The following is a 24,143-nucleotide window of genomic DNA, read 5'->3' on the forward strand; positions in this document are numbered from 1 at the left end:
CATGCAAATCATCACAGAAGTTGAGCAGGGTTCGCCGGAATGGCTAGCCCTGCGCCTGGGTATCGTCACCTGCTCCGAGCTGGAATGTCTGCTTACCAACGGTAAAGGCGAGGCAGGTTTCGGTGTCGGCGCCTTCACCTACATGCACACGCTGATCGGCGAGCGCATCACCGGCGAGGCTGCCGACCCGTTCACGGGCAACCGCCACACCGAGCGTGGCCACGAGCTGGAGGGTGTCGCCCGCAAGCTGTACGAGCAGCGCGAGGAAGTCGAAACCAACCAGGTGGCAATCATCCTCAACCACGGGGCCGGCTATTCGCCTGACTCTTTGGTGGGGGCCAAGGGCCTGACGGAAATCAAAACCAAGCTGCCGAAATTCCAGGTCGAAGTGATCCTGTCCGGAGAGATCCCCAAGGAACACGTCGCCCAGTGCCAGGGCGGCCTGTGGGTCTCGGAACGCGAGTGGATCGACTTTGTTTGCTACTGGCCCGGTATGCCGCTGTTCATCAAGCGCGCTTACCGCGATGAAGCGATGATTCGAAAAATCACCGAGCGGGTTAAGACCTTCTACGAAATCCTCGACGAGCGCATGAATCAGGTGCTGGGGATCGCAGCATGATCAGCAACCACCTAAGCCTGGTCGAGGCGCTACGGCCAGCATCGGCCGAACTGGCCTCCCAGGTCGAGCAGTACCTGGCGGCCGGCGGCAAGATCGAAGTAGCCGAACCGATCGGCTACAAGCCCAAGCCCATCACCTACAGCAACCAAATGCCACCAGCGCCAAAGCCATTTGTTCGCCGTCGGGTAGAGGCTGTGCCGCTACCTGTCGAGCCGTCAGATCTCGTCGATATGCGCTTAGAGGCTCGCAGGAAGAAGGCCGAGCAGGTGATGGCAATGGCGCCGACGCACACCCAGACAGAGGTGATGCATGCCTTGGGAATCTGTCGGCGCACGCTCCTGAGTATGTCGAAAGAGTTCGGCTTCCAGTTCAAAAGAACAAATCACGGCGGGTACAACGGGCCGGAACGCCAAAAGCAGCTACTGGAGCGCGACGAAAAGTACGCCGAGCGCATAAAGGCATTCAAAGAGCTTGGCATCACCCGGCGCCAGTGCTGCGGGAGGCTTGCGATTTCAAACAAGACCCTGGAGCGGCTGCTGGCAAAGTTCAGCATCGACTACCCGAAGGCACGACGCGGCAGTACCTCATGCGCCGCATAGCCCGTACCCAGCAACGCAAACGTCAAACCTGGCTGGCACTCCCGGCCAGCGGAATAGAAGAGGTAGGCCATGGCCAAGACTCCCACAGAACGAAAACGCGAACAGCGCGAGCGGGACAAGATGACTCAGGCGGAAAAAGAAGCCGCCCTACTGTCTCGCCAGATCGTCACGAAGCTCTATCACAACGATGACGCTGCGCTGAAACGGGTCATGGCCAGGACCGGGATCGACGAAGAGCAAGACCTGATTTCTCGATTCATCCGTGGCGCCGGCCGCATGACCGACGAGCAACTGGCTGCGCATATTCGCATTGCGTGACATGCCGTCGTGACTCCCACTTAAACCAATCACGCCAGCCGGCGAGGATCCCCTATGAACACGTATCGACACACGTTCGCCGCGGTATGCCCTTCTGACGGCGAAACCATTGTTTATCGCCTTGAGCTGAAATCCTTGTCGATGATCCATGTCGAACATATCCGGGCAGCCACCGCGCTGATTAAAAAAGGCTGGCATGAACAGATCGCCGATCGCCTGGCCGAATCGTTGGGCGGCGACCAAACCATCATTGCTACCCACCAGGGCGTCGAGATCGAAACAGTGAGGCTCAGCGGATGATCCATTACCACGGCACGCCTGTCGGCGGTAAGCGAGAGGATGCGGCAAAGTTCCTGGCCGGCCGGCACGCGCTGGTGCCGTTCCCACGCAAGGACGATCTTGGGATCGTCGCCGATGTGTGCAAATCGTTTGTTTTCGATAACGGCGCGTTCACGGTATGGAAAAAGGGCGGGCAGGTAGACGTCGAGGGTTACACGCGCTGGGTAGAAGACTGGCATCGACACCCCGGTTTCACTTGGGCGCTCATTCCGGATGTCATCGACGGCGATGAAGAGGCCAACGACGACCTTGTTCGGCAGTGGCCAGAGGAGCTTCGCGGCGTGCCTGTCTGGCACTTACACGAATCGACTGAGCGCCTGCAGCGGCTGGCAAGGTGTTGGCGAACGGTTGCCCTTGGCAGTTCTGGGCAATGGGCTACACCGGGCACTGGATCATGGTGGAAGCGGATAGGCGCGGCGATGGACGCTGTCTGCGACGACCAGGGCCGGCCGATGTGTAGGCTGCACGGGTTGCGGATGCTCGACCCTGCCATCTTCCAGCACCTTCCCTTCGCTTCAGCCGACTCCACGAACGCTGCGGTTAATGGCGGGAGCATCAGCCGATTCGGAATGTACGCCCCGCCCACTGCGGGCCAGCGCGCCAACGTCATCGCCGACCGCATTGAGTCGCACAACAGTTCGCCTATCTGGCAGCGAGAAACCCAGACCGAAATGGCGTTGTAACTCCCCCACTCCACCGCACGGGCATGGCCCGGCAAGGAAATTACTGTGTCCGAAGTAAAGCGTTACCACGTAACCGAAACAGGGCTTGTAGAGGGTGAATCACTGGGGCGGCTCAGTGTTGTGATGGCGGCTGACTATGACGCCGCTGTTGAATACATTGCGCGGCTGGAACAGTTGAATGTCCTCGGACAAGAGACTGTGGCCTTGGGGCTCAATACAACCGCCCGCCTTGTTGCCGAGCGTGACGCCCTGCAACAGCGCCTGACCGCAGCGGATGAGCGGGCGGATCGGCTGGAAGCTCTGACCAATGAGGACCTGATCGCGATTGCACGACACGCGGCGTTGAACAGCGTGCATCGCTACAACTACATGCCATGCCTTCCCGAGGAAGCCAACAACTGGGAGCCGCATTATTGGGTGATCGAGGCGATGCGTGCAGCACTCAAGCCAGCAGAGTGCTGCACGGTTTCAGCCGAAGACCGGGCACTCCTTGAAGCGGGCGACTACACGCCGGAAGAACTGTTTGGCGTTGGCGGTAAGCCGTCTTGTCCGAAGTGCGCCAAGTCAACACAGATGCTCCCAGCAGACCACAAGTGCATCGAATGCGACAGCGAGTATTGCCACGGGGTTTGCGTTGAGCGTGGCGATAGCGATGACCGCCTGATCGGGTAACTCCCCGCCTACTGCTGGTGCCTGCTGGCACTGGCACAACTGATTTGCTGAGGTGATTTATGAAAACTGACATTGCTAATGGGCTTCAACAGCATATTTGCGACGAGGCGAGGCGCCTGCGGGATATGGCTAGCATGTACGCCATTCAATACGCTGGCAGTGATGACCCGCTCGATAAGGCGAATTACGCGTGCTATAAGTTTGCGGCTGACGAAGTTCAGAAGCTTCACGCGCCGACTTGCAACGTGCTGCACGCCCTGGAATCGCAAATCCCGGACGAGGCCAAGCCATGACCAACCAAACGATTGACGGCGTGCTGGTATCGCGTGAGCTACTGGTGCGCCTAAACAACTTGACCCGCTGGCACTTCGGAAACGAGCCGGAATGCGTTGAGCTGCGCGCCCTGCTGGATGCGCCTGCTGCACCAGTGACGCCTTGCGCCATCGCGGATGCCCTGGAGTAGTCGCAGTGGCCGAACACCTCGATAGGCAACAAGGTTCTTGTGGCCGCTGCTATTGCCGATCTGCGCAAAGCCGCCCAGCCCCAGGGGGGCGGCGTGAACTGGAGGGGGGTAGCCGATCAGCAGAAAGAGATCGTCGAGCAGCAACAGAACCTGATCGCCAGTCTGCGCGCCGAGCTTGCAGAGTCGTACCGCATCGACGGGAAGCCCCAGGTCGAGCCGGTGGCAAATGAGTCAAGAATGGTCCACGCCTTCTGCGAGCATGCAAAGCAATTCACGTTCAAAAACCATCCAGCTACGCCCGCTATGTTCCCCATTGGATTCCCTTGGTTTAAAGCTGGGTATGAGCGAGCCTACGCCGAGCAGCCCGCGCCGGTAGCGGTGGTGACGCCTAAGCAACTCATTACCGCCATCGAGACCGAGCAGGCCAGGCTTTCCAAGGAAGACTACCTGATGGATTCTGAGGACTGCGTAAAGGTCATTCGCGAAGAAGTAACCCGCCTCAACACCAAGTAACCCCTCCCCCTTACAATGCAAGCTGCAATAGCGGCCGAGGATAGAACTGTGCAAAATCAACACACCGCCCTGGTGGGCAACGCCGAAGTAATCAAGATGCTTGGCATGCAAAGCGTGTCGGGCCTGAACAAGCTGCGGGTGCGGGACAAGACGTTCCCTGCGCCAATCAAAAGCAGCGATGCACGCGGCGCCCGCTGCCGCTTCGATCCGGTCGAGGTCGAGCAGTGGATCGCCGACAAGAAGGCGGCGCGTAACCAAGCTGGCAGCACCGATCAATAACCACCACTCCCACCCTGCAGGGGCTTCGCAATCCGCGACAGCCCCAGACACACTGTATGGTGGCGTGTATGGCAAACCATCGAACTGCCTTGCAGGCCCCGGAAACACTGGCGAGTCACAAGCCCTCTACCCGCTCCACCTCTCTTCTAACTCATTGATTTCCTAGAAATCTAGTGGGTAGAAAGCGAGATAGTCACGTAGTCCTCCTACAAAGGGCTCCTACAACGTGACGCAGCGCAACAACCTCTACCGCCGTTCGAGCGGAATCTACGTCCTTCGCATCACCGTCCCGGCTCGCTATCGCTTTCAATTGGGTCAGAGAGAAATTCACGCGTCTACCCGAACCACTGATCTCAGCGCAGCGAAGGCTGTAGCATTGCACCTAATGGCGCGATGGCATTCATGCATAAGTGAGCTGAAAAAAGTGAATGAGACGAAGGTGATTGAGGGGAGCCCTCTGCTAGCAGGACCCGGGCTAATCAGCATCCAAGATTTTTGCGATACCTTTGAGGTTGTGCCCGCGCTGGTGCTTGGAGAGATCCTGAACCACAAAATTCCCATCGTATGCAGGCTGAATGCCCATCCAATATATTGGGTTGACGATTACACAATAGTGGACAGGGAAGAAGATACCGGCGGCTTTGTCTTGGACAGTGCATTTGAGTTGGGCATACCGCAAACCTTCACTGGACACCTCAGACCTTTCCATCGCAGCCATACGATTGCAAATATAATTGAATGTGGTTACTCCGACGAAACTGCGTTTCGCTTCAAGCTAAATGCTCGGACAGCAGCCTTCTGTGACCTACCCGGTATACGGTTTACTACCAGCTCGGTTTTTATCACAAAGATTCAGGCCGAAAGAATCAGGGCTCCTTGGGTAAAAGTCTTAGTGGACAAAGCCGCGCCACTAGCATCCACCTCAGCCCCAACGGCAGTCATTTCCACCATCTCGGCTCCACCATCACTACCTTATGAATGCTGTAGATCGGATCGTGCCAAAGAACTCGTTTCATCTTTAATGGATCAGTTCTTGACGAGGAAAAAAATCAAGTGGAAACCCGATCAGCAGAAGAGAATGGCTACCCAATGTGGTGCATTTGTAGACCTCATGAACGACCCTCCATTGGGAACTCTAAACCGACAACTGATTTGGGACTACGAGGCAAAACTTCGGAAAATGCCAGAAAATAGGTATAGCGCTGCTCGTCGCCATAAAACCCAAGACGCAAATCAGCTACTCGCAATGGCCGAGGAACACGCAGAAACTCGCCTTTCATCTGCGAGTGTTGAACGCTACATGGACTCACTGTCGAGTATGTTCGCATGGGCGGTCGACAATATGATTCTCACTCTAAACCCGGCAAAAAGAGCAATTGAAAAATCGAAAAAAACCACCCGAAATCAAGATGATCGCTTCTTATTTGAAAAGGTATACCTTGACAAGATCTTTTCTGCACCTTGGTTTTCAACAGGAACGGGTGAAAGAAACAAACAAGGAAGGTTCTATCAATTCCGTCCTCACTTCTACTGGCTACCATTGCTCGGACTCTACACAGGCGGCAGAGTAAATGAGCTCTGCCAACTTTATATTGACGACATAAAACTCTCCGAATCCGGAGTGTATTATCTTGACTTCAATCTCGACACCCCTGACAAAATGGATTCGGATGTGCGTGATTGCGTCGTTACTGATGGTTCAGATAAATCCTTAAAGACTGTCAACTCCAAACGAATCATCCCCCTTCACCCTCACGTAATAGAGTTAGGATTTCCGGCCTATGTCAAAGCGTTATCTAAGGCGGGCCACAATCGCCTGTTCCCAGAGCTCAAACGTGATGCAATTAAAGGTTACGGTAAACCAGCAGGGAGTTGGTTCAACGAGCGTTTCCTTGGCAAACAGTTACTCGTCCCCCGTGACGGCAAGCGAACCTTCCACTCTTTCAGACATAACTTCATTACTGCTTTGAACCAGCAAGGGGTTCCGTCTGACATCATTGCTCAGCTGGCAGGTCATATCAGAGGTTCAACAGAGACTACAGGTCGTTATAGGAAGGATGCCGAAGCGGACTTATTGTTAACTTACGTAAAGCTACTTAACTATGAACTTCCGCAAATACAGCCTTTTATCATTTCAGATGGACTGGATGCGATCATTGATGCATTGCGACGAAAGGCTCATGCATTTTAACAGCAAGAGCTCCATAGATAGAGCTAAATCTAGTTTGTAGACAGACTCCAATGCGGAGGAAATCGCACGCCAAATTCTTACTTATCTTTTCAGGATGCTCTATAGCTATCAGTCATCCAGCCTTGATAGCGAGGCACCATGGCTCCTCGTAACCGAGGCATTTCGCCAGCAATATGGTGGCAAAATGATTTGACATGTGGTATCTCGTGTTTGTAACCACACCGATCTACACCGTGACAATGCCAAGGACGCACAAATGAAATATGAGTTCCCTGATAATCACTGCCTTACACAGAACGTTATAACCAAATTATCGTTGTTTGATGGTGAAGTATCTTTTACGGATGCTCAGTTTGGGGCCCTAGATTACGGTGTAGGAAGAGGAGAGAGCCTACTCGTAGTCTCACCGACTTCGACTGGGAAGACTCTGATTGGCCTATGGGGTATCGCGCAGAATCTGGAACGAGGTGCTAACGCGGTTTACCTGGTCACACACCGCGCATTAGCACAGCAAAAAATGTCCGACTTTCGTAGTCAACTACTCAACGACTTCTTAGGTGGTGATCATTCTTCCTTGGTGCTCGCTACAGGAGACTCTGTCAAAGACGCAGCCGGTGAAAATTGTGCAGATCCTTTGGGGGCCCGCGTTTTAGTTGCTACATATGAAAAATATCTTGCTCTGCTGTCTGCTTCCGGTATCCCATCTGATATGCGTAATACTGTAGTCGTATGCGACGAGATACAAATTATTGCAGATGAGAGCCGTGGGCAAAGCGTTGAAGTTTTGCTTTCGTTACTTAGGAGAGTTGGATGGTTGCAATTTATTGGTCTCTCGGCAGTTCTCGACACTAAAGATGCAAGGGAGTTGAGCGACTGGCTAGGAGTTAAGTTACTACTGAGCCCTGCTCGCGAAAAACATATCGAATACAGCTGCCATACTCCAAGCGGGCTAATCTCGGCGAATACAGGCCAGCCAGATCTCCTTGTCGGACCGATACCACAGTCCCCCAACATACTAGATGCTATTGCTCTAGTTAAACATGTGGTAAAGCATGAGTCCGGCAGCCTCCCCTTAATAGTATTCTGCATGACCGTGAAGGATACTTATACTCTAGCAGAGTTACTTTTGGGTCCCACCCCGCCCGCTCAGGGCAGCCTAGATTTTGACGGTTTACCGGCCACATTTGCAAATGAGTTCCTATCTAGATCCATGGATAAAAGAATCGCCATTCACAACGCCGATCTAACAGACGAAGAGCGCGGAGTTGTTGAAGCAAAGCTTTTGAGTAAAGAATTAGATGTTGTATTCGCCACTACCACTCTGGCAGCAGGTGTTAACTTCCCATTAGCATCTGCGGTTTTTTCAAAATTCTCAAGATATAACTTCCCCCGAAAAACAAATATCCCGATTGACTCTGCTGAATTCCACAACATGGCAGGCAGGGTCGGCAGAATGGGATATGATGGAGTAAGTGGGAAAATATTTTATTTTGCCAAATCTCAATCCGAAGCCATAGAAGCGCGGAAATATCTTAACTTTGGCTCTATGCCGTTGATCAAAGCTAGAATAAGCCCCGATCGATTCAATCTACTTGCACTACAGTTAGTTTCGTCTGGACTGTGTGTGACAGAGGGGCAGGTAGCAGAGCTTATACTAGGCACATTTAGCGCAATAAGAGAATTAGATAAGAACCCCGTAGCTTATCAACGTTGGCCAGACCGTATATCTCAAGCTGTAGGGGAGCTTGTAACGCAAGGCTATCTGCTGCTATCAGATTCAAAGCAGCTGTCGGCTACCATCGTAGGAAAAGCAGTTGGCTTGAGCGGCCTGACACCTGAAACTTCCACATATTTACTTAAATACATTTGTGAAAAGCAAGATTCGCTAACATACTGCCTGCCGCAGATTGACAATCCTGGCAACATGGACAAGTTAATTTTCCTTCTCTTTTCCGCTGCATTGAACAGCCCGGAGTTCGTGCCTATGAACGGAAAAGGAGTAACTCGAAACTTACCGTGGGCGCTTGAAAAATACTCTCTATTCAATGCTGATATTTACAAGGACAGTTTGGCTGAAACCGTGTGGAGAGCAAACCTCAAACCTGTTAACGCCGCTCATATTTGCTCGACGTGGGCGAAGGGAGCTCAGTTGAAGGATCTAGAAGGACTAACACCTGACCTCAGAGCTGGCGCGATTAGAAGCTTAATTCGTGATCTTAGTTGGGTGCTTCAGGGGTTGGCTTCTATTTTGACCGCCGTTGTTGATCGAAGAACACCAACTGAACTACTTCCATCGGTCATAACAAATACTATGCCCGACCTTAGAAAGCTGGCGAGGCTTCCGCGAGTCATCAGGCGGGTGATCATGCGCCTCACATTTGGCTTGCCAGACAACGTGCTCTGGCTTATGGAGCTAAATGCCGACTCCGAGAAATATAAGCTCCAGCGTGAAGAAATACTTGCCTTTGACGCCGCTGGCTATTCAAGTCCTCAGAAGCTGATGCTTGGATCGCAGGAAGCTGACGATTGCCGCAAGGAAGTTTTTATAAAAGCGAAGCCCGCCCCCGTAGTAAAGGCAAATTGGCTGAGAGATTCCGTGCGCGATTGGAAAACAGAGTCCCGCAAAAAATCTTCAAAATATCATATTAAACGCGCAATGAACTTAGATAGCCTTGTTTACTTTAAAGACTACTACGAATCACTCGGAGACTTCTTCGAACTCGCATTTGAGCGACTGTTAGATCATCTGGGTATAAACTATACCAAGTTGGATTCCAATAAAACCACTGGTGCGCCAGACTATTTGATAAGCCTTGACGGGTCACCAGACCTTATCTTTGAGCTAAAATCAAAACAAGGGGATAAACTCGTTGATTACAACGGCGCTACTGAGGTTCTCTCAGCATCTGAAATACATGGCTACAAGGATACTTCCTGCGTGACTTTATGCCATCCCGGTGTTGATCCAAGTGTGCCGTTAGCAATCAACTCATGCACAAGATTAAGCATAGTCGAAAGCCATGATTTAGCGGAGGCGTTGCTGCGTTTACGGCAAGGTTATTTGACCCAAATGCAGCTTTGGCAATGGCTGACTACGCCCGGCCAGGCAGTATCTGACGATCTCCCGTTTGTTGAATATGATTGATACTCCTTGACATCTGCTCACTAGCCCCGTCAAGGGATCGCGTGCAGTATGTATTTATGACCTGGGGAGGTGACCCCTCTCCAGTTGTAATTCATAAATCCTGCCACTATGCCAACAAACGACCGTTTTCTGGCATCCATAACAGCCTCGCCCAAGACCTGTCAGAAAATTAGCCTTGGCTTTCCTGGCATGGCGTCCTATTTTCGACACCGTTTTCTAACACCTCAAAGGGCACGGGCAAATGGCTACTACTTTCGCTTATGGCAGAGTATCTACAGGACTGCAAGAGACCCTCAACCAACGTATAGAGCTAGAGAACGCTGGATGGGTCATAGATTTCTGGTTCTCAGACACAGTGAGCGGGAAAACCCACGCAGCTCAGCGCCCGGCATTCCGAGAGCTTTTGAGTAAGATCCGGGATGGGGAAACACTCGTAGTGTCCAAGCTAGACCGGCTAGGGAGAGATGCGATTGATATTCTTCAAACCGTTCGAATGCTCGGCGAACGCAGCATCCGAGTCGTTGTGCAACAGTTAGGGTCGACCGACCTAACCTCTCCAGCAGGAAAGCTATTGCTATCAATGCTTGCAGCAGTTGCTGAAATGGAACGGGACTTACTAATCGAACGCACTCAGGCGGGACTGGTAAGAGCCAAGGCACAAGGAAAACAGCTTGGCAGGCCGCCCAAGCTCACGCAGAGACAGCGTTCCGAAATCACGACAGCTCTCGACGAGGGCATGAGCATCAGCGCTCTATCGAAGTTATACGCGGTCTCAAGGGCGACCATCGCCGGGGTCAAGGCCGATCAGAAACATCCATGAGACCGCCGACTCGCAGGATGGAGTCATTGACCGTTGATATGTGTTCTGCAAAAGGACTCACGGGGCGGAATGAGGAGTCATTAACTCCACGAAACCAGACCGCAGTCCAGCCAGCAGAGTCCGAGTATTGATTCGATGCCCTGATACGGCTTACGTAAACGCCAACCTTACAGCCAGCAGCGCCCGTATCCGGCCAAGGCTCATCTCGGCAAGTTACATCGGCATTCTGATTGACATGCAGGCGATACTTTTTGAAGACACCGGCGGCACCATTTTTGTAGCCCCGTGCAGGAATGATCTTTAAGGCCGAACTGTCGTGATTACCCAAAGCATTTTCAACTTCACAGGCACGAATATCATCAATCAGAGACCTGAGCTTAGGGGAAACATCGCTGTAGCACTCAGAGCCTTCGTCGGCCGTTGCGATGCCTTCATCTGAAAGCAGCGATTCAGGTGCAGAGTCGTCTTTCGCCTGTAGGGCACTGATTAGTTGAGTCTCGTTGATAAAAGGTTTCGTAACGATCTTGGGGTTCTCTTCGCCGCCCGAACACCGGCTGACTCCTTGCGTTATCAAAAACACAATCCCGACACACCCCGCCAGCTTCATAACAAACTGCATCGCACACATCCTTATATGGTTTCGCTCGCCCAAACGTGTGCTTACGAGACATGCACGTAGGGATCTGCGGCTGTTAGCCCCGCCATAGCAGCAAGTGCTATGAAATCTCACTCATGTTCAAAATGTTCCGAATAGAGCGTGGCCGATGAGTCTACATCGCGGCGACATTCGAGGTATGAAAATTCCACTAAGAGAGCGCTTCGGCTTGCGAGTCAAAGCATTGAGGCTCGCCTCCGGTTTAAGCCAAGAAGCATTTGCGGACCATGCGTCTATAGCCCGCAGCTACATGAGCCGCATAGAACGCGGTATGGCTAACCCCTCGTTAGACGCTGTAGAAAGCCTTGCAGACGCGTTAGGCGTAGATCCGAGCCAGCTGTTTGAGATCGTCGAGCCACCAGCGTCATACGACGCCGCACTAGAGGTGCCCTTCGCCGCAGACGGGACGTGCTTTCATCCTGGGCTCGCGAGCCCGCGCGACGGCACATTCCGAGTGGGGGGAAAGCCCACAGAGCTTCGCTTCGGTTCATTTGACGAGGCATTGGCATATCTCAAGACTATGCCGGTAGCAAAGTGGCGCCGTCCGAACGACTCTGGGAATTGGGGCCTCGTATCGGCCGTGCGCTGGGAAAAAGCTGAGAAGCGTAAAAGCACGTCAAGATGACCCGTAATCCGGGGTGAGTTTCTACCGAAGGCGCCCACTAAAACAACGAGCTTCAGGTGCATTTTGCGGTTGCGTTACGTATGCGTTACGTTGCGCGTAAATCGCTACACCTCATATGCTGCGTGGGTTACAGGTGTTTCGGCTGCTAGTTGCGAAGTTACCTCATCCGGCTGGATTCTGATGCGCTAATCACAACAATAGGAAAAAAAATGAAGGTCTGGCGACTCGTAGCACATCATGAAGATGCACTTGGTGCAATTGAGGAAATGAAAGAGCGCGGCCGTATAGCCATTGGCTGGAGCAAAATAGGTGATCTGCAAATCCCCGAGATTAATAACGCGTCAAAAATCACTTCTTTGATCAGCCGCGCATATCCTGATTTAAACAATGCGAATCTGGGCGGACCAACCTTATGGAACCTCTACAAACAGATGGCTGAAGGTGATTTAGTGATCGTCAACTCAAACGGCAAGCGCAACTGCGTCTTTGAGGTATTAGGTCCATATTCATTTGAAGAAGGTCAAAGCCAGATTAAAGGCTACGGCCACCAAAGAGCAGCCTGCCTAACCTCGATTGACGCCGAGACTCTGTGGAAGGAGTCCGGAGGTAAGGAGAAACTGGGGCAAAATACTCGCTGGACACTTTTCGAATGCAACGCACCTTCAGTATTACGCAATGAAATTTTTGAAGAAGGAGAGAAATACGAAATTAGAACTACTGCCAATGAACGAAACCCATACGCACGAGAAAAATGCATCGAGCATCACGGCTACAGCTGCTTTGTTTGCAGCTTTAATTTCGAGGAGATTTATGGCGACATTGGCAAAGATTATATCCATGTTCACCATCGAACTGACATTCACACGAAAGTCAAAAAATACCGAGTAGATCCAATCAACGATCTGATTCCTTTATGTCCAAACTGTCACGCAATGGTTCACACCAAACGCCCCATTTCTATGCCAGTGGAAGAGCTAGCCACGATATATAAGCTCCGCAATCGTAAGTAGACCCAACTCTGTCCCCCGGTCAGGTTAAATGCAAATAATTGCGGAAGTTTGTGCAATTCCCTAAGAAGCGACCAAAAGATAATGCGGGCGTCTAGGACGCCAGACCTGGCCAACAGATGGACGGAGGGGCTTATTCGTCAGGGCTCGCCACAACTCGCCTACGACGCGATCTATCCTGAGCAAGCAAAAGCACCACCGAACCTTTTTGCTAGCCCAGGCGGGCTATCAGCCAAGCAGAGGGTTTCACCCAGTAAGTTCAATTCCAACCTTGAAGGGTCAGGCAATGAAGTCCCTGGGTGGCCGGTGTGAAATGCTTCGCAACGCCCAAAATTTTGTGCCCGGGGGTTTCTTATACTTAGGTGGCGACCTTCGGTATGCGCTTCAGGACGTTTTCAGAATGTATGGACAAACTGACAGAAACAAAAAAAGCCACACGCTGTTGACGTGAAGCTTTTGATTTTATGGGCCTTCCGGTAGAGAAGGTTGTATTTCCCCTAACCCGTTCAGATGAACAGGCTAGGGAACCAACCTCGAAATCCACCGGAGGCAATGCCTTCCGTTTAGAGTCTCTCTGACGTCTGTAGCTGAGCTTTCACATTCACCATGATAAGGCGTCTAAGGTTTCTCATGGTGTTGCGCTCGACTCGGTCCCAGCTGCCTCATGGCATCTCCACCGACAACCCCTCTGTCGCTACCTTCTAGGGTCCGCCGTGGCTACACGGCTTTAAAACAATGCCCGAACGTAAGGTTCCCGATAGAGCACTGAGTGATTCGATATGTATACCAAAAGTAAATTTTTGAATCAATGGCTAACGTCTCAAACGGGCTCAGCGACCTATAAGGACCTACGTTTGGAGCTGACAAAGAATGGCTTCAATGCCTTTGAATGCCCCAACCCTTTCTAGGACCTCCAACCTTCTGAAAAACCAAAGATTCCATTTCAAAGACAAATCCCCTTCCTTCCCCTCCTACAAATTTCTCCTACAATCAGCGTTGATTATTCCTATAAATCATTGACTTACGTGACACGTGGGTTTGGGTTCGATTCCCTCTACCCGCTCCACTTAATTGTTGGTCCGACGTCAGGATGGTTTTGACGGGGGATGCATGAAAAAACCGGCCCTGGTGGCCGGTTTTTTTATGCCTGAAATAAGGTGATTCGATAAGGGTGGCAACTGCGCGCGGATAAATGCACCGGGTAGCTTTCGGGATACCGGCGCACTCGAGTGGTACCGCGCACAGCTGCCGTCGAACGCCGAGGCTGGCGATGCAGGCGTTGGAAAACCATAAATAGCTCACACAGCGAGTACAACCCGCGCCGTTCCGATGGGGGTGTAGGCAACGTCGCAAGATGAACAATCACATCACCGCTCGTCTACCATCCCTCTCTCCACCCACCACGCCAACGGCAACGTCAGCAACAACACTGCCGCCAACACCATCGCCGCCACCGGCACGCCCAGCGCATCCCCAACGCCACCCAACACCACGGGGGCCAGGGCCCCGCCGCCGATCGTGCCGGTGTAGAACAGCGCAAACGCCTGCTCCCGCTTGCCTGCTCCGGCCAGGTCCGGCACGGCGCCGTACAGCACCGACGAGGTGCCGTTGAGCACCAGGCCGAGCAGCGGCAACGTCAGCATCAAACCGTTCAGCGGCAGGTACACCGCCGCCATGATCAGCAGCGCGGTGGTGGTTTCCGTCAGCCACACGGTCTTCATCATGCCGATGCGCGCTCCGAGATAACCGCAAAGCAATTTGCCGAACGCGCCGCCGACAAACAGCAGGCTCAGGGCCAGGCCGACACCGGCCGTACCTGCGCCTTTGGCTTGCAGCAGGAACGGCAGGAACGTGAGAAAGCCCATGCGCACGGCGCTATCGAGGGTGCCGGTGCAGATCAGTGCGCGCAAGCCGCTGGCGGAGCCGATTCCACTGGAGGGTCTGGCCGTTTTCGTGGTGGCAGGTGCTCGCGACGGCGTAGGAATCAGCCACCACAATAGCCCCGCCGCCGCCAAACCCAGTAGCCCCAACAAGGTGGCACTGGCGCGCCAGCTGATGACGGTGAGCAGCAGGCCAACCAAGCCGGGGATCAGGGTTTTGCCGATGTCTCCGGAGAAATTGTACTGAGACAGCGCCTGCTTGATCCCACCCCCCTCCTCATAGGCATCGCTGATCATCGACGACGCCAGCGGGTGCTGCGTACTCGCGCCCAGGCCGCCCAATAGCAAGGCCAGCAGCAACAGGACCAGCCCGGTGGCTTGCCCAACCATCAAGTAAGCGATACCCGCAAGCGCAGTCCCCCCCACCAGCAACGGTGTGCGCCCCCAGCGTTTGGCGGCGCGGCTCGCCAGCAGTTGGAACACAGCCATCATCCCGGAATAGGCGCCGCGCAGAAGCCCGATCTGCGCGTAGGACATGGCGAACTGCGCCTGCCAGATGGGTAGCAGCACATAGATAACGTCGGTCAAGCCATCGTGTACGGCATGGGCGCTGCACCCGGCGATCAACGAACGACGGCGGGCAGAGCATTGGGAAGCGGGTATAACGACGGTGTCGGTCATGGCGTAGGAATCTGCTCAGGCTCAAGGCGCTTGCAGCCGGTCAAGACAGGCGCGACGTCATGAAACCTCTCGTTTTATGTTGTGAGGTCTTTATAGAATGCCCGGCAGGTCTTGAACCAATACCGAATTCACACCGATCAATACCCGAGGGCCAGGATGCTCGACCTACGCAAGCTGCGGTACTTTCTGACGGTCGCCGAAGAACTGCACTTCGGTCGAGCCGCCATTCGCCTGCACCTGGCCCAGCCACCGCTGACCCGGCAGATTTCGGCGCTGGAGGCCGAGTTGGGTTTCAAGCTGTTCGATCGCACCAGCCGCACCGTGACACTTACCGCTCAAGGCCGGTCGTTCTTGCCCTATGCGCGGGGTGTGCTGGAACAGGTGGAGCTGGCACAGGTGATCGCCGGCAAACTGGCCGCAGGCACCGCTGGGCAACTGGCATTGGGGTATGTCAGTTCGATTGCCTTGTCGGACCTGTTCAGCCAGGTGATTCATGCCTTTGCCCAACGCTTTCCCGACGTGCAGCTGACCCTGGTGGAATGCGCCTCCGGCAGCCTCGGCGCGCAGGTGGCGGACGGGCGCCTGGACATTGGCTTGAGCCGCCGGTTGCCGCAAAGCAGTGAAGTGCAGGCACTGTCGCTGGGCCAGGAACCCTTGGTGGCCGCGTTGGCCAGCGACAGCCCGTTGGCGCGCCAGGCGCAGGTGAGCTTGGCGCAGCTCAGTGCTTATCCGCTGATCCTGTTTCCGGCGGATCATGGATCGGGACTGAACCAGTCCATCGAACAGCTGTACCGCGAGCATGGGCAGCCCCTGCGCGCGGGGCCGACCGGCCGACAGATCACCTCGATCATTGCCCTGGTGGCGGCAGGGCAAGGCGTGGCGTTGGTGCCGCAATGCGCGCAAAGCTTGATGCACAAGGGCGTGACGTACAGGCCTTTGGTGGAAGTGGATGCGTGTGCACAGTTGTTGGTACTGACTCGTGATGTAGAAAAAAACCTATCAGTACAAGCCTTTATGAGGGTGATAGGTGAAGTGGCAGACGCTCGATAGCAAGCAGAATGTTTACGAAGGATACTTCGAGATCATTGCCGAAGAAGCCGCGGCGGCGGCGCTGAAGCGTCTGCAACAAGACCGCCAGCGCCACTTCAGCAAAGTCCGACTGTGGTGACGAGTTGATCTCTAAATGATGTCAGCTCCTCCCCCCTGACACCGAGATCACGCCCATGCTAGAACCCCAGCAACACACGCCAAAGGCCATACGACGCCAGGTGGTCGGCTGGGTACTGGTCTTGCCGCTGCTACTGTCGTTTATGAGGCTGCCGTTTTTCATCGGACCGGTCATCGCGGCAGGATCGATCGTCGCGTCGGCTTATGGCATACGGTTGGCCAGGCAACATGCCAACCGACGCTTGACCGTGTTCGCCTCAATCATCACCGCGTTCAATGTCATTTCACTGTTACTGACGGGAACAGCCTCATTTCTTAAGGCTTTGTATAACATTTCCTGGATTTACTGGTACCCGCTCTACGCCAACTGGGTGTACTGGAACTTCTAGGCCCAGGAAAATTCAATCGCAAGAAACGTAGTTTCCAACCGGGCGGATACAATTACAGTGGCGCCATGACGTTCGCCCACAGGAGCCCACCCATGCCCTACGAATACAAACTCATGCCCTCCCCGGTCGGCCAGCTCACCCTGGTGGCGCGCGACGGCAAGCTCAGCGCGATCCTGTGGGAAAAAGAGCGCGCCAACCGTGTACGCCTGGGGCAATTGCAGGAGGCCAACAGCAGCCCGGTGCTGTTGGAAACCGAGCGCCAGTTGCAGGAATATTTCGCCGGCACCCGTAGTCAATTCACGCTGGAGCTGGACTTCAGCGGCACCGACTTTCAGAAACAGGTCTGGCAGGCACTCCTGACCATCCCCTTCGGCGAAACCCGCAGCTACAGCCAGATCGCCCGGCAGATCGGCAACCCCAAGGCCGTGCGCGCCGTGGGCGCGGCCAACGGGCGCAACCCGATCTCGATCATCGCACCGTGCCATCGGGTGATTGGCGCCTCGGGTGAACTGACCGGGTTCGCCGGCGGCCTGCAAGCCAAGCAATACCTGCTTGCGCTGGAAGGCACCGGCCAGGCGGAAATGGCGTTCTAGAGCGAATAAAAAACGTCGGTTGGAGAGGCTCCAACCGCCGTTTTTCAGTTCCGGCCAGACACTCAACCGTCGCCTTGATGGCCTTTACCGTAGGTCGACGCCAGGGCACGGGCCTTTTGCAGACGCTCCTGCAACTTGGGCAACGTCTCATCCACCAGCGCCTTGATTTCCGGCACATCCGACGCCGCACCTTCCTGTTTGAACAGGGCAATGGCGTCTTCGTTTTCCTTGACCTGTTGCGCGGTGTAGGCGGCGTCGAAGGAGTCGCCGTCCTTGAGCTCGGGCATCAAGGTTTCGGCTTTGTCGACGATCTTTTCCCGCGGCGCCACCGGCAGCTCCAGCTTCTTGGCGATGGCCGCCAGGTGCTGGTTGGCCAGGGTGCGTTCGTTGATCACCTCGATGGTGTAATCCTTGATTTCCTGGGACGAGGTCTTGGCGTGGGCCATGCGACTGGTTTCGATATCGGCCATCCCTTTGGCCGAGGCCTGCTCGATGAATTCAGCAGGCGACTGGGCGAAAGCATTGCTGGCGCCGAGGCCCAGCAGCATCGCGAAACTGGCGGTGCGTAACCGGATAGCCATGCGGCTCATGATGGGTTCCTCCAGGGCAAAATTAGGCGAGGGGGAATACACCCCGCCCTGAATTCGAATTTTCAGGGCGGCAAAGGTTTAGAAAAAACTTGCCAGTGCGACGAACGGTCGTGATTGCGTCACGCCGGTTTACTGGCAAACAGGCCCGGCAGCGCATGGGCCAACGCGTTGATGGCAAAGCCGATAAACATCACCCCACAAAGCTTGGTGATGAGGATTTCATGCCGCTGATACACCGTGCGCACCCGCTGGGCGCCGACCACGCCAATCAGGATCGCGTAGGCCAGCACGCCACCGACGAAGCTGAGGAAGATCAGCGCAGGCAACATCGACCACGTCAGCAACTCGGCACGACTGGACAACAACGCCGTAAAGGTTGCAACCGCCACCGGGTATGCCTTGGGATTGGTCAGGCCGAACAGGATGCCGTGCCAGAACGGATGCCGCGCAGCGCCTTGCGGTGCATCGCTGCTGCGGCGCTGGGTGCGGATCGCACGCCAGCCGAGCCAGAACAGATACAGGCCGCTGAGCACGCCCAGCACATCAAATGCACCACTGCCCACCTCCCGCGCACCAACGATGGCGATCAGCGCCGTGCTGCACCACACCACGTCGCCCAACAAGTGCCCACACAGAAAACCCGCCCCGGCGCGACGGCCACGGGCGGCGCCGATGCCGAATACGGCGAGGACGCCTGGACCCGGGGTAATACCGTAGATAAAACCTGAAGCGAGGACGGCGAGCAGCAAGGAGGGGGTCATGGGCGCGACTCTGACGGACGGTTAAGGGTGGAAAGATTCTGCATGTTCTACCTCGCAGCGCAATGCTGAACACACTTCTATATCAGTCAATACACCCCGCATCCGCCCCAGCAACCACTGCAACCCCGAATCCCCACCCCGCCGCACGTGCCACGCCAGCTCAAACGCGAACGACGGAATATGAAACGGCGGCGCCACCGCGACCAAATGCCGGTGATCGATGTTCAGCAAGCCCCGCGACGACACCGTCAAAATCAGATCCGTGCCCTGGATCAACTGCGGCGCCACGCCCCAGTGTGGCAGGCTGATCGCCACATGCCGGCGCTCACGGATTGCCGTCAATGCGCGCTCGATTTCCGGCGTGCCGCTGCCTCGCATTTCCAGCAACACATGGGGGCGCGAGAGGTAGGTGGGCAGGTCCAGCGTGCCACCCTCCGGCAAGCTGTTGCGGTCCACCAGGCAGGTGTAGTGCTCTTCAAACAGCGGTGTAGTCCGCAGTTCCGCCGGCATGTCAGGAAAGACCCCGGCAGCCAGGTCGAGATCGCCATTAAGCACCCCATCCACCATGCCCTCGCGGCTGGCCTGGATGATTTGCAGGTCAATACCCGGCGCTTCACGGCGCAGCATGCGCACCAAATCAGGTAGGAAAATCGCCGCGCTGTAGTCCGACATCGCCAGGCGAAACCGCCGCTTGGCCGACGCCGGATCAAATTGATTGGGCGCCAGCAACGCCTGTACCTGGGCCAAGGCTTCGGCCAGTGGCGCCGCCAACTCCAAGGCGCGCGCGGTGGGCACCAGGCTGCCACCCTGGCGTACCAGCAAAGGATCGCCGAGCACATCGCGCAAGCGCGCCAGCGCATGGCTGACCGCCGGCTGGCTCAGGTGCAAACGCTCGGCGGCGCGGGTGACGTGTTGCTCGCTGAGCAAGGCGTCGAGGATCACCAGCAGGTTGAGATCAATGCGGCGCAGATCATTCATCAGCTGCATGCTCGGCATAAGAACTTGGAATTTAAATTTGCGCGACGAATACCTTAGAGTCCAGCAAAACCTTTGGGAGATTCATGATGACCACATTGCATTGGCTGGGTTTATTGGCGCTGGCAGTGATCGCCGGGGCAGTGGTGCCGTTTCAGAGTGCGATCAACGCCAACCTCGGGCGCGGGCTCGGGCACCCGTTGTGGGCCACCCTGGCGTCGCTGCTGGTAAGCATTGTGGTGTTGCTGCCGGTGATTGTGGCGCTGCGCTTGCCCCTGCCGAGCCTGGGTTTTATCAGCAAGGCGCCGTTGTGGATGTGGGCCGGTGGCGCATTTGGCGTGTGTTTTATTTCCCTGGCGTTGATGCTGTTGCCCAAACTCGGTGCGTCAGGATTTATTGCACTGGCCATGGCCGGGCAGATGCTCGCCTCGTTGCTGCTCGATCACTTTGGCCTGTTTGGGCTGGCGGAGCGCCAACTGACAACGCCCCGGGTGCTGGGGGCGTTGTTGTTGATTGGCGGGGTAGCGTTGATTCAGTTCAGCGCCACGCCAGCCAAGGCCTTGGCCGCAGCGTGATAATTCGTCAACGCTTGTCGGACGTACGCAGCTTTTGTGGCAGCCCCCACAACAACAGCGCAGCGGCGATCAACGCACACACACCAATCACGTAGAGCGCCGGGGTGGTGCTGCCGCTGATGTCCTTGATCCGCCCAACCATCACCGGGCTGACAATACCGCCCAGTTGTCCCAGGGTGTTGATCAAGGCAATCCCACCCGCCGCACCGGCACCCGCGCCGGCCAGCAGTTTGGGCGGCAAGGTCCAGAAGGTCGGGATGGCAGCGATGATCCCCGCACCCAACAGGCCCAGCGCCACGATCAGGAACGTGGTGTGGTCGTCAAAGATACCGGCACAGAAAAACCCTACCGCGCCCAATGCCACCAACCCACTGACAAACTTGCGGCGTTCGCCGGTGGCATCCGACCAGCGTCCTACCAGCACCATGGTGATCGCACCACAGATATAGGGGATGGCGGTCAGCAAGCCGATCACCACCGAGCTTTCGATACCGGTGCTGCGGATCAATTGCGGCGCCCAGAAGTTAAGGCCGTAGGACGCTACCTGGATCAGGAAGTAGATCAGCCCCAGCATCAGGAAACCGGGAATTCGCAGGGCCTGGAGCAGCGAGCCCTTCTTGTGGACCTCATGCACGGCGATGCGGCTGGAGAGCAAGGTTTTTTCTTCGGCGCTCAGCCACGGCGCATCTTCAATACGGTCCTTGAACTGCGTCAGCACCATCCACGCCAAGACCACACACGGCATACCGCCGAGCAGGAACAGCCAGTGCCAGCCGCGCATTTGCAGCACACCGTCCATGTGCTCCAGCACCAGCCCGGAGAACGGCGCCCCCACCAGCCCGGCAAACGCCGAAGCGAGGAACAGCATCGAGGTAATACGCCCACGGAAGTCCTGGGGAAACCACAGCGTCAGGTAATACAGCACGCCCGGCGCAAAGCCTGCCTCCATGGCGCCAATCAGAAAGCGCAGCACGTAGAACTGCCACTCAGCCGTGACAAACACCATAGCCGCCGTCGCCAGCCCCCAGGACACCATGATCCGCGCGATCCACCGGCGAGCCCCGACCTTGTAGAGCATCATGTTGCTCGGCACTTCGAAAATCACATAGCCAACCACAAACAGCCCAGCCCCCAAGCCGTATGCAGTGTTGCTCAGGCCAAGGTCGGCCTGCAGCTGGAACTTGGCGAAGCTGATGTTGATACGGTCAAAAAAGGCGAACAGATAGCAGACCATGATCAGGGGCATCAGGCGCCAGGCGACCTTGTTGACCACGGCTTTGATCGGGTCGACTTCAACTGCCGGCCGCGCGCCGGCCTCTAACGGATTAGTGCTCATGTTTTCTCTCCAGCGGGCTGCTCACAGGCGCCCGATTGTTTTTGTTGTCTGGTGCGGGGTTACAGCGTGGCGATGTACGCCGGTGGTGGATGCAGGTCGCAATTGCGCCCGGCCTTGGCCACCTGGCCGGGCAATTCATGCCCCAGCAAGGCCGGCAATTGGCGGGACAGGTGCAGCAGGTGCGGCAAGTCGATCCCGGTGTGAATGCCCACTTCTTCACACAGGTTGACCAGGTCTTCGGTGCAGATATTGCCCGACGCCCCCGGCGCAAACGGGCAGCCACCAAGGCCGCCGAGGGCCGCGTCAAACCGCCGGCCCCCCGCCTCGTAGGCCGCCAGCACGTTGCACAACCCCAGGCCGCGGATGTTGTGGAAATGCAGGGTCAGGTCACTGGCAGGCACGCGCTCCAGCACACGCTTGACCAGGCGCTCGACCTGACGCGGGTTGGCCATTCCTGTGGTATCGGCAAGGCTGATGCCTTGAATGCCCAGCTCGCGATAAGCATCGACAATCTGCAGCACGCGATCCTCATCGATCGCTCCTTCGAACGGGCAACCAAAGGTGGTGGCGATACTGGCGTTGAGGCGCACGGGATGGTCGGCGGCAAAGCTGACAATATCGCCGAACGCCGCCAACGACGCCTCGCATCGCATGCGCATATTGGCCAGGTTATGGGTCTGGCTGGCAGACATCACCAGATTCAACTCATCGGCGCGGGACTCGATGGCGCGTTGGGCGCCCTTGAGGTTGGGGATCAACGCCACGTAGATCACACCGGCCTTGCGCTGGATGCCCTGGAACACCTGCTCGCCATCGCGCAATGCGGGAATGGCCTGCGGTGACACGAACGAACCGGCTTCGATCCGCGAAAAACCGGCCAATGAAAGTTGGTCGATCAGGGCGATCTTGTCGGCGGTCTCGACCCAGGTCGGCTCGATTTGCAGGCCGTCCCGCGGGGAGACTTCCTGCACGATCAGCGGGTCTGAATAGTCGCGAATCATTGCACCACTCCGGACGTTTTCAGGCGTTGAATATCGGCGCCGGTAAGACCCAGGCTGCCAAGAATGTCATCCGTATGTTGGCCCAGGGCCGGACCCGACCAGTTCACCCCGCCAGGCGTTTGCGAGAGCTTGGGCACGATGCCGGGCATCTTCACCGACACGCCGCCGGGCAGCTCGGCGCTGAGCAACATGTCCCGCGCCTGATAGTGCGGATCGCTGACGATGTCCGCCACGGAATAGATGCGTCCGGCCGGCACTTCGGCGGCTTCCAGCGCGCTGAGTACCTGGTCGATGGGCAGGCTGCTGGTCCAGTGGGTGATCGCCGCATCGAGCAGCCCGCTCTTGGCGGCGCGGCCATCGTTATGGGCGAACTCCGGCGCTTCGCCCAGGTCGGCGCGACCGATGGCGTTCATCAGGCGCTTGTAGATCGGGTCGCTGTTGCCGGCAATCACCACGTAGGCGCCATCGGCGGTCAGGTAAGTGTTGGACGGCGCGATGCCGGGCAAGGCGCCGCCGCTGCGTTCACGCACATGGCCTAGCATGTCGTATTCGGGCACCAGGCTTTCCATCAGATTGAACACGCTTTCGGCCAGCGACACATCGACGATCTGCCCATCGCCCTGCCCGGTCTTGACCCGCAACAGCGACATCAGCGCGCCGATCACCCCGTGCAGGGACGCGAGGGAGTCCCCCAGGCTCACCCCGACCCGCGCCGGAGGCGAGTCCGGGTTGCCGGTGGTGTAGCGGATGCCGCCCATGGCCTCGCCAATGGCACCGAAGCCAGGACGGTCGCGATACGGGCCGGTCTGGCCATAGCCAGAGATGCGCACCAGGGTCAGCTTGGGGTTGAGGGCGTGCAACACGTCCCAGCCCAGGCCGAGTTTTTCCAGGCCACCGGGACGCAGGTTTTCGATCAGCACGTCGGCATCGCCGAGCAGTTGCTTGATCAGGTCCAGCCCTTCGCCGGACTTGAGGTCCAACGCCAGGGACTTCTTGTTGCGCGATTGCAGGTACCACCACAGCGACGTACCTTCATGCAGCTTTCGCCATTTGCGAAGTGGATCGCCCTGGCCAATGGCTTCGATCTTGATCACCTCGGCGCCAAACTCGGCCATCAGCCGGGCGGCGAACGGCGCGGCAATCAGCGTGCCGATCTCGATCACCTTGATACCGCTCAGGGGACCCGTCATGGTGTGGACCTCTTATTCTTGGAATGTGGCGCCAAGACTAGAGGGCCAATACGGCAGAAATCCAACCGTCAGTTGGC

28 protein-coding genes are annotated in these 24,143 nt (G+C 56.2%); 20 read left to right on the forward strand and 8 right to left on the reverse strand.

All coding sequences use genetic code 11. The annotated features are described in order from the left end of the window. Position 1 precedes the first annotated feature (1 nt). From IB241_RS15820 to IB241_RS15880, 13 genes are all read left to right on the forward strand, one after another. Complete coding sequence (locus IB241_RS15820; RefSeq protein ID WP_192299221.1) at positions 2–619, forward strand: lambda exonuclease family protein; 618 nt, start codon at positions 2–4, stop codon at positions 617–619. Next, on the forward strand, positions 616–1,218 hold the full coding sequence (locus tag IB241_RS15825; RefSeq protein WP_192299222.1) for a hypothetical protein: 603 nt from the start codon (positions 616–618) through the stop codon (positions 1,216–1,218). The genes IB241_RS15820 and IB241_RS15825 overlap by 4 nt, the downstream gene beginning before the upstream one ends. 69 nt (positions 1,219–1,287) lie before the next feature. Then, positions 1,288–1,536 (forward strand): hypothetical protein, encoded by a 249-nt coding sequence (locus tag IB241_RS15830; protein ID WP_192299223.1) that lies wholly within the window; start codon positions 1,288–1,290, stop codon positions 1,534–1,536. Between the two features lie 54 nt (positions 1,537–1,590). Beyond that, positions 1,591–1,836, forward strand: a complete 246-nt coding sequence (locus IB241_RS15835) for a hypothetical protein (RefSeq protein ID WP_065927266.1) — start codon at positions 1,591–1,593, stop codon at positions 1,834–1,836. Continuing rightward, the gene (locus tag IB241_RS15840) at positions 1,833–2,558 is read left to right on the forward strand and encodes a hypothetical protein (RefSeq protein ID WP_192299224.1); all 726 of its coding nucleotides are present in this window, start codon (positions 1,833–1,835) and stop codon (positions 2,556–2,558) included. The genes IB241_RS15835 and IB241_RS15840 overlap by 4 nt, the downstream gene beginning before the upstream one ends. 45 nt (positions 2,559–2,603) lie before the next feature. Next, complete coding sequence (locus tag IB241_RS15845; RefSeq protein WP_192299225.1) at positions 2,604–3,230, forward strand: hypothetical protein; 627 nt, start codon at positions 2,604–2,606, stop codon at positions 3,228–3,230. Between the two features lie 59 nt (positions 3,231–3,289). Then, positions 3,290–3,523, forward strand: a complete 234-nt coding sequence (locus IB241_RS15850) for a hypothetical protein (protein WP_192299226.1) — start codon at positions 3,290–3,292, stop codon at positions 3,521–3,523. Next, positions 3,520–3,693 carry a hypothetical protein gene (locus IB241_RS15855; RefSeq protein ID WP_192299227.1) on the forward strand — a complete coding sequence of 58 codons (174 nt, stop codon included), beginning with the start codon at positions 3,520–3,522 and terminating at the stop codon, positions 3,691–3,693. Before IB241_RS15850 ends, IB241_RS15855 begins: the two co-directional genes overlap by 4 nt. A 39-nt stretch (positions 3,694–3,732) precedes the next feature. After that, entirely contained in the window at positions 3,733–4,206 is a 474-nt protein-coding gene (locus IB241_RS15860; RefSeq protein WP_192299228.1) for a hypothetical protein, read from the forward strand. Positions 4,207–4,254: 48 nt separating this feature from the next. Beyond that, positions 4,255–4,485: a helix-turn-helix transcriptional regulator gene (locus IB241_RS15865; RefSeq protein WP_192299229.1), complete on the forward strand. Its 231-nt coding sequence runs from the start codon at positions 4,255–4,257 to the stop codon at positions 4,483–4,485. Between the two features lie 226 nt (positions 4,486–4,711). Continuing rightward, positions 4,712–6,676 carry a tyrosine-type recombinase/integrase gene (locus tag IB241_RS27780; protein ID WP_192299230.1) on the forward strand — a complete coding sequence of 655 codons (1,965 nt, stop codon included), beginning with the start codon at positions 4,712–4,714 and terminating at the stop codon, positions 6,674–6,676. Positions 6,677–6,932: 256 nt separating this feature from the next. Further along, positions 6,933–9,821, forward strand: coding sequence for a DEAD/DEAH box helicase (locus IB241_RS15875; RefSeq protein WP_192299231.1), 2,889 nt, complete (start codon positions 6,933–6,935; stop codon positions 9,819–9,821). Between the two features lie 241 nt (positions 9,822–10,062). Continuing rightward, entirely contained in the window at positions 10,063–10,641 is a 579-nt protein-coding gene (locus IB241_RS15880; protein WP_192299232.1) for a recombinase family protein, read from the forward strand. Here IB241_RS15880 and IB241_RS15885 read toward each other — a convergent pair. Next, complete coding sequence (locus IB241_RS15885) at positions 10,616–11,260, reverse strand: hypothetical protein (RefSeq protein ID WP_192299233.1); 645 nt, start codon at positions 11,258–11,260, stop codon at positions 10,616–10,618. The genes IB241_RS15880 and IB241_RS15885 overlap by 26 nt on opposite strands. A 175-nt stretch (positions 11,261–11,435) precedes the next feature. Between IB241_RS15885 and IB241_RS15890 the strand changes: the two genes are divergently transcribed. Then, on the forward strand, positions 11,436–11,921 hold the full coding sequence (locus tag IB241_RS15890) for a helix-turn-helix domain-containing protein (protein WP_192299386.1): 486 nt from the start codon (positions 11,436–11,438) through the stop codon (positions 11,919–11,921). Positions 11,922–12,130: 209 nt separating this feature from the next. After that, positions 12,131–12,931 carry an HNH endonuclease gene (locus IB241_RS15895; RefSeq protein ID WP_192299234.1) on the forward strand — a complete coding sequence of 267 codons (801 nt, stop codon included), beginning with the start codon at positions 12,131–12,133 and terminating at the stop codon, positions 12,929–12,931. A gap of 1,364 nt (positions 12,932–14,295) precedes the next feature. Here IB241_RS15895 and IB241_RS15900 read toward each other — a convergent pair. Next, positions 14,296–15,489 carry an MFS transporter gene (locus IB241_RS15900; protein WP_192299235.1) on the reverse strand — a complete coding sequence of 398 codons (1,194 nt, stop codon included), beginning with the start codon at positions 15,487–15,489 and terminating at the stop codon, positions 14,296–14,298. Between the two features lie 156 nt (positions 15,490–15,645). On the opposite strand from IB241_RS15900, the gene IB241_RS15905 reads away from it, so the two are divergent. The 4 genes from IB241_RS15905 to IB241_RS15920 all read left to right on the forward strand — a co-directional run bounded on the left by IB241_RS15905 (position 15,646) and on the right by IB241_RS15920 (position 17,638). Further along, a complete protein-coding gene (locus tag IB241_RS15905; RefSeq protein WP_192299236.1) occupies positions 15,646–16,539 on the forward strand; it encodes a LysR family transcriptional regulator in 894 nt (297 codons plus the stop codon). Then, positions 16,517–16,657, forward strand: a complete 141-nt coding sequence (locus tag IB241_RS15910; protein ID WP_192299237.1) for a hypothetical protein — start codon at positions 16,517–16,519, stop codon at positions 16,655–16,657. The genes IB241_RS15905 and IB241_RS15910 overlap by 23 nt, the downstream gene beginning before the upstream one ends. 55 nt (positions 16,658–16,712) lie before the next feature. After that, on the forward strand, positions 16,713–17,045 hold the full coding sequence (locus IB241_RS15915) for a hypothetical protein (RefSeq protein ID WP_192299238.1): 333 nt from the start codon (positions 16,713–16,715) through the stop codon (positions 17,043–17,045). A gap of 92 nt (positions 17,046–17,137) precedes the next feature. Further along, positions 17,138–17,638, forward strand: a complete 501-nt coding sequence (locus IB241_RS15920; RefSeq protein WP_192299239.1) for a methylated-DNA--[protein]-cysteine S-methyltransferase — start codon at positions 17,138–17,140, stop codon at positions 17,636–17,638. A 62-nt stretch (positions 17,639–17,700) separates the two neighbouring features. Here the strand turns inward: IB241_RS15920 and IB241_RS15925 are convergent, their stop codons facing one another. From IB241_RS15925 to IB241_RS15935, 3 genes are all read right to left on the reverse strand, one after another. Then, complete coding sequence (locus IB241_RS15925) at positions 17,701–18,228, reverse strand: DUF4142 domain-containing protein (protein ID WP_192299240.1); 528 nt, start codon at positions 18,226–18,228, stop codon at positions 17,701–17,703. 119 nt (positions 18,229–18,347) lie between these two features. Then, positions 18,348–18,989: a LysE family translocator gene (locus IB241_RS15930; protein WP_192299241.1), complete on the reverse strand. Its 642-nt coding sequence runs from the start codon at positions 18,987–18,989 to the stop codon at positions 18,348–18,350. 21 nt (positions 18,990–19,010) lie between these two features. Further along, the gene (locus IB241_RS15935) at positions 19,011–19,976 is read right to left on the reverse strand and encodes a LysR family transcriptional regulator (RefSeq protein WP_412547875.1); all 966 of its coding nucleotides are present in this window, start codon (positions 19,974–19,976) and stop codon (positions 19,011–19,013) included. A gap of 77 nt (positions 19,977–20,053) precedes the next feature. Here IB241_RS15935 and IB241_RS15940 point away from each other — a divergent pair, with 77 nt between their 5' ends. Continuing rightward, positions 20,054–20,539 (forward strand): DMT family transporter, encoded by a 486-nt coding sequence (locus tag IB241_RS15940; RefSeq protein WP_192299243.1) that lies wholly within the window; start codon positions 20,054–20,056, stop codon positions 20,537–20,539. Positions 20,540–20,546: 7 nt separating this feature from the next. Here the strand turns inward: IB241_RS15940 and IB241_RS15945 are convergent, their stop codons facing one another. The 3 genes from IB241_RS15945 to IB241_RS15955 are packed head-to-tail and all read right to left on the reverse strand — an operon-like array spanning position 20,547 to position 24,066. Beyond that, a complete protein-coding gene (locus IB241_RS15945; protein ID WP_192299244.1) occupies positions 20,547–21,875 on the reverse strand; it encodes an MFS transporter in 1,329 nt (442 codons plus the stop codon). Between the two features lie 59 nt (positions 21,876–21,934). After that, the gene (locus IB241_RS15950; protein WP_192299245.1) at positions 21,935–22,876 is read right to left on the reverse strand and encodes a hydroxymethylglutaryl-CoA lyase; all 942 of its coding nucleotides are present in this window, start codon (positions 22,874–22,876) and stop codon (positions 21,935–21,937) included. Continuing rightward, entirely contained in the window at positions 22,873–24,066 is a 1,194-nt protein-coding gene (locus IB241_RS15955) for a CaiB/BaiF CoA transferase family protein (RefSeq protein ID WP_192299246.1), read from the reverse strand. The genes IB241_RS15950 and IB241_RS15955 overlap by 4 nt, the downstream gene beginning before the upstream one ends. Positions 24,067–24,143 lie beyond the last annotated feature (77 nt).

The organism is Pseudomonas sp. PDM05 (assembly GCF_014851685.1).
Classification (GTDB): Bacteria; Pseudomonadota; Gammaproteobacteria; order Pseudomonadales; family Pseudomonadaceae; genus Aquipseudomonas.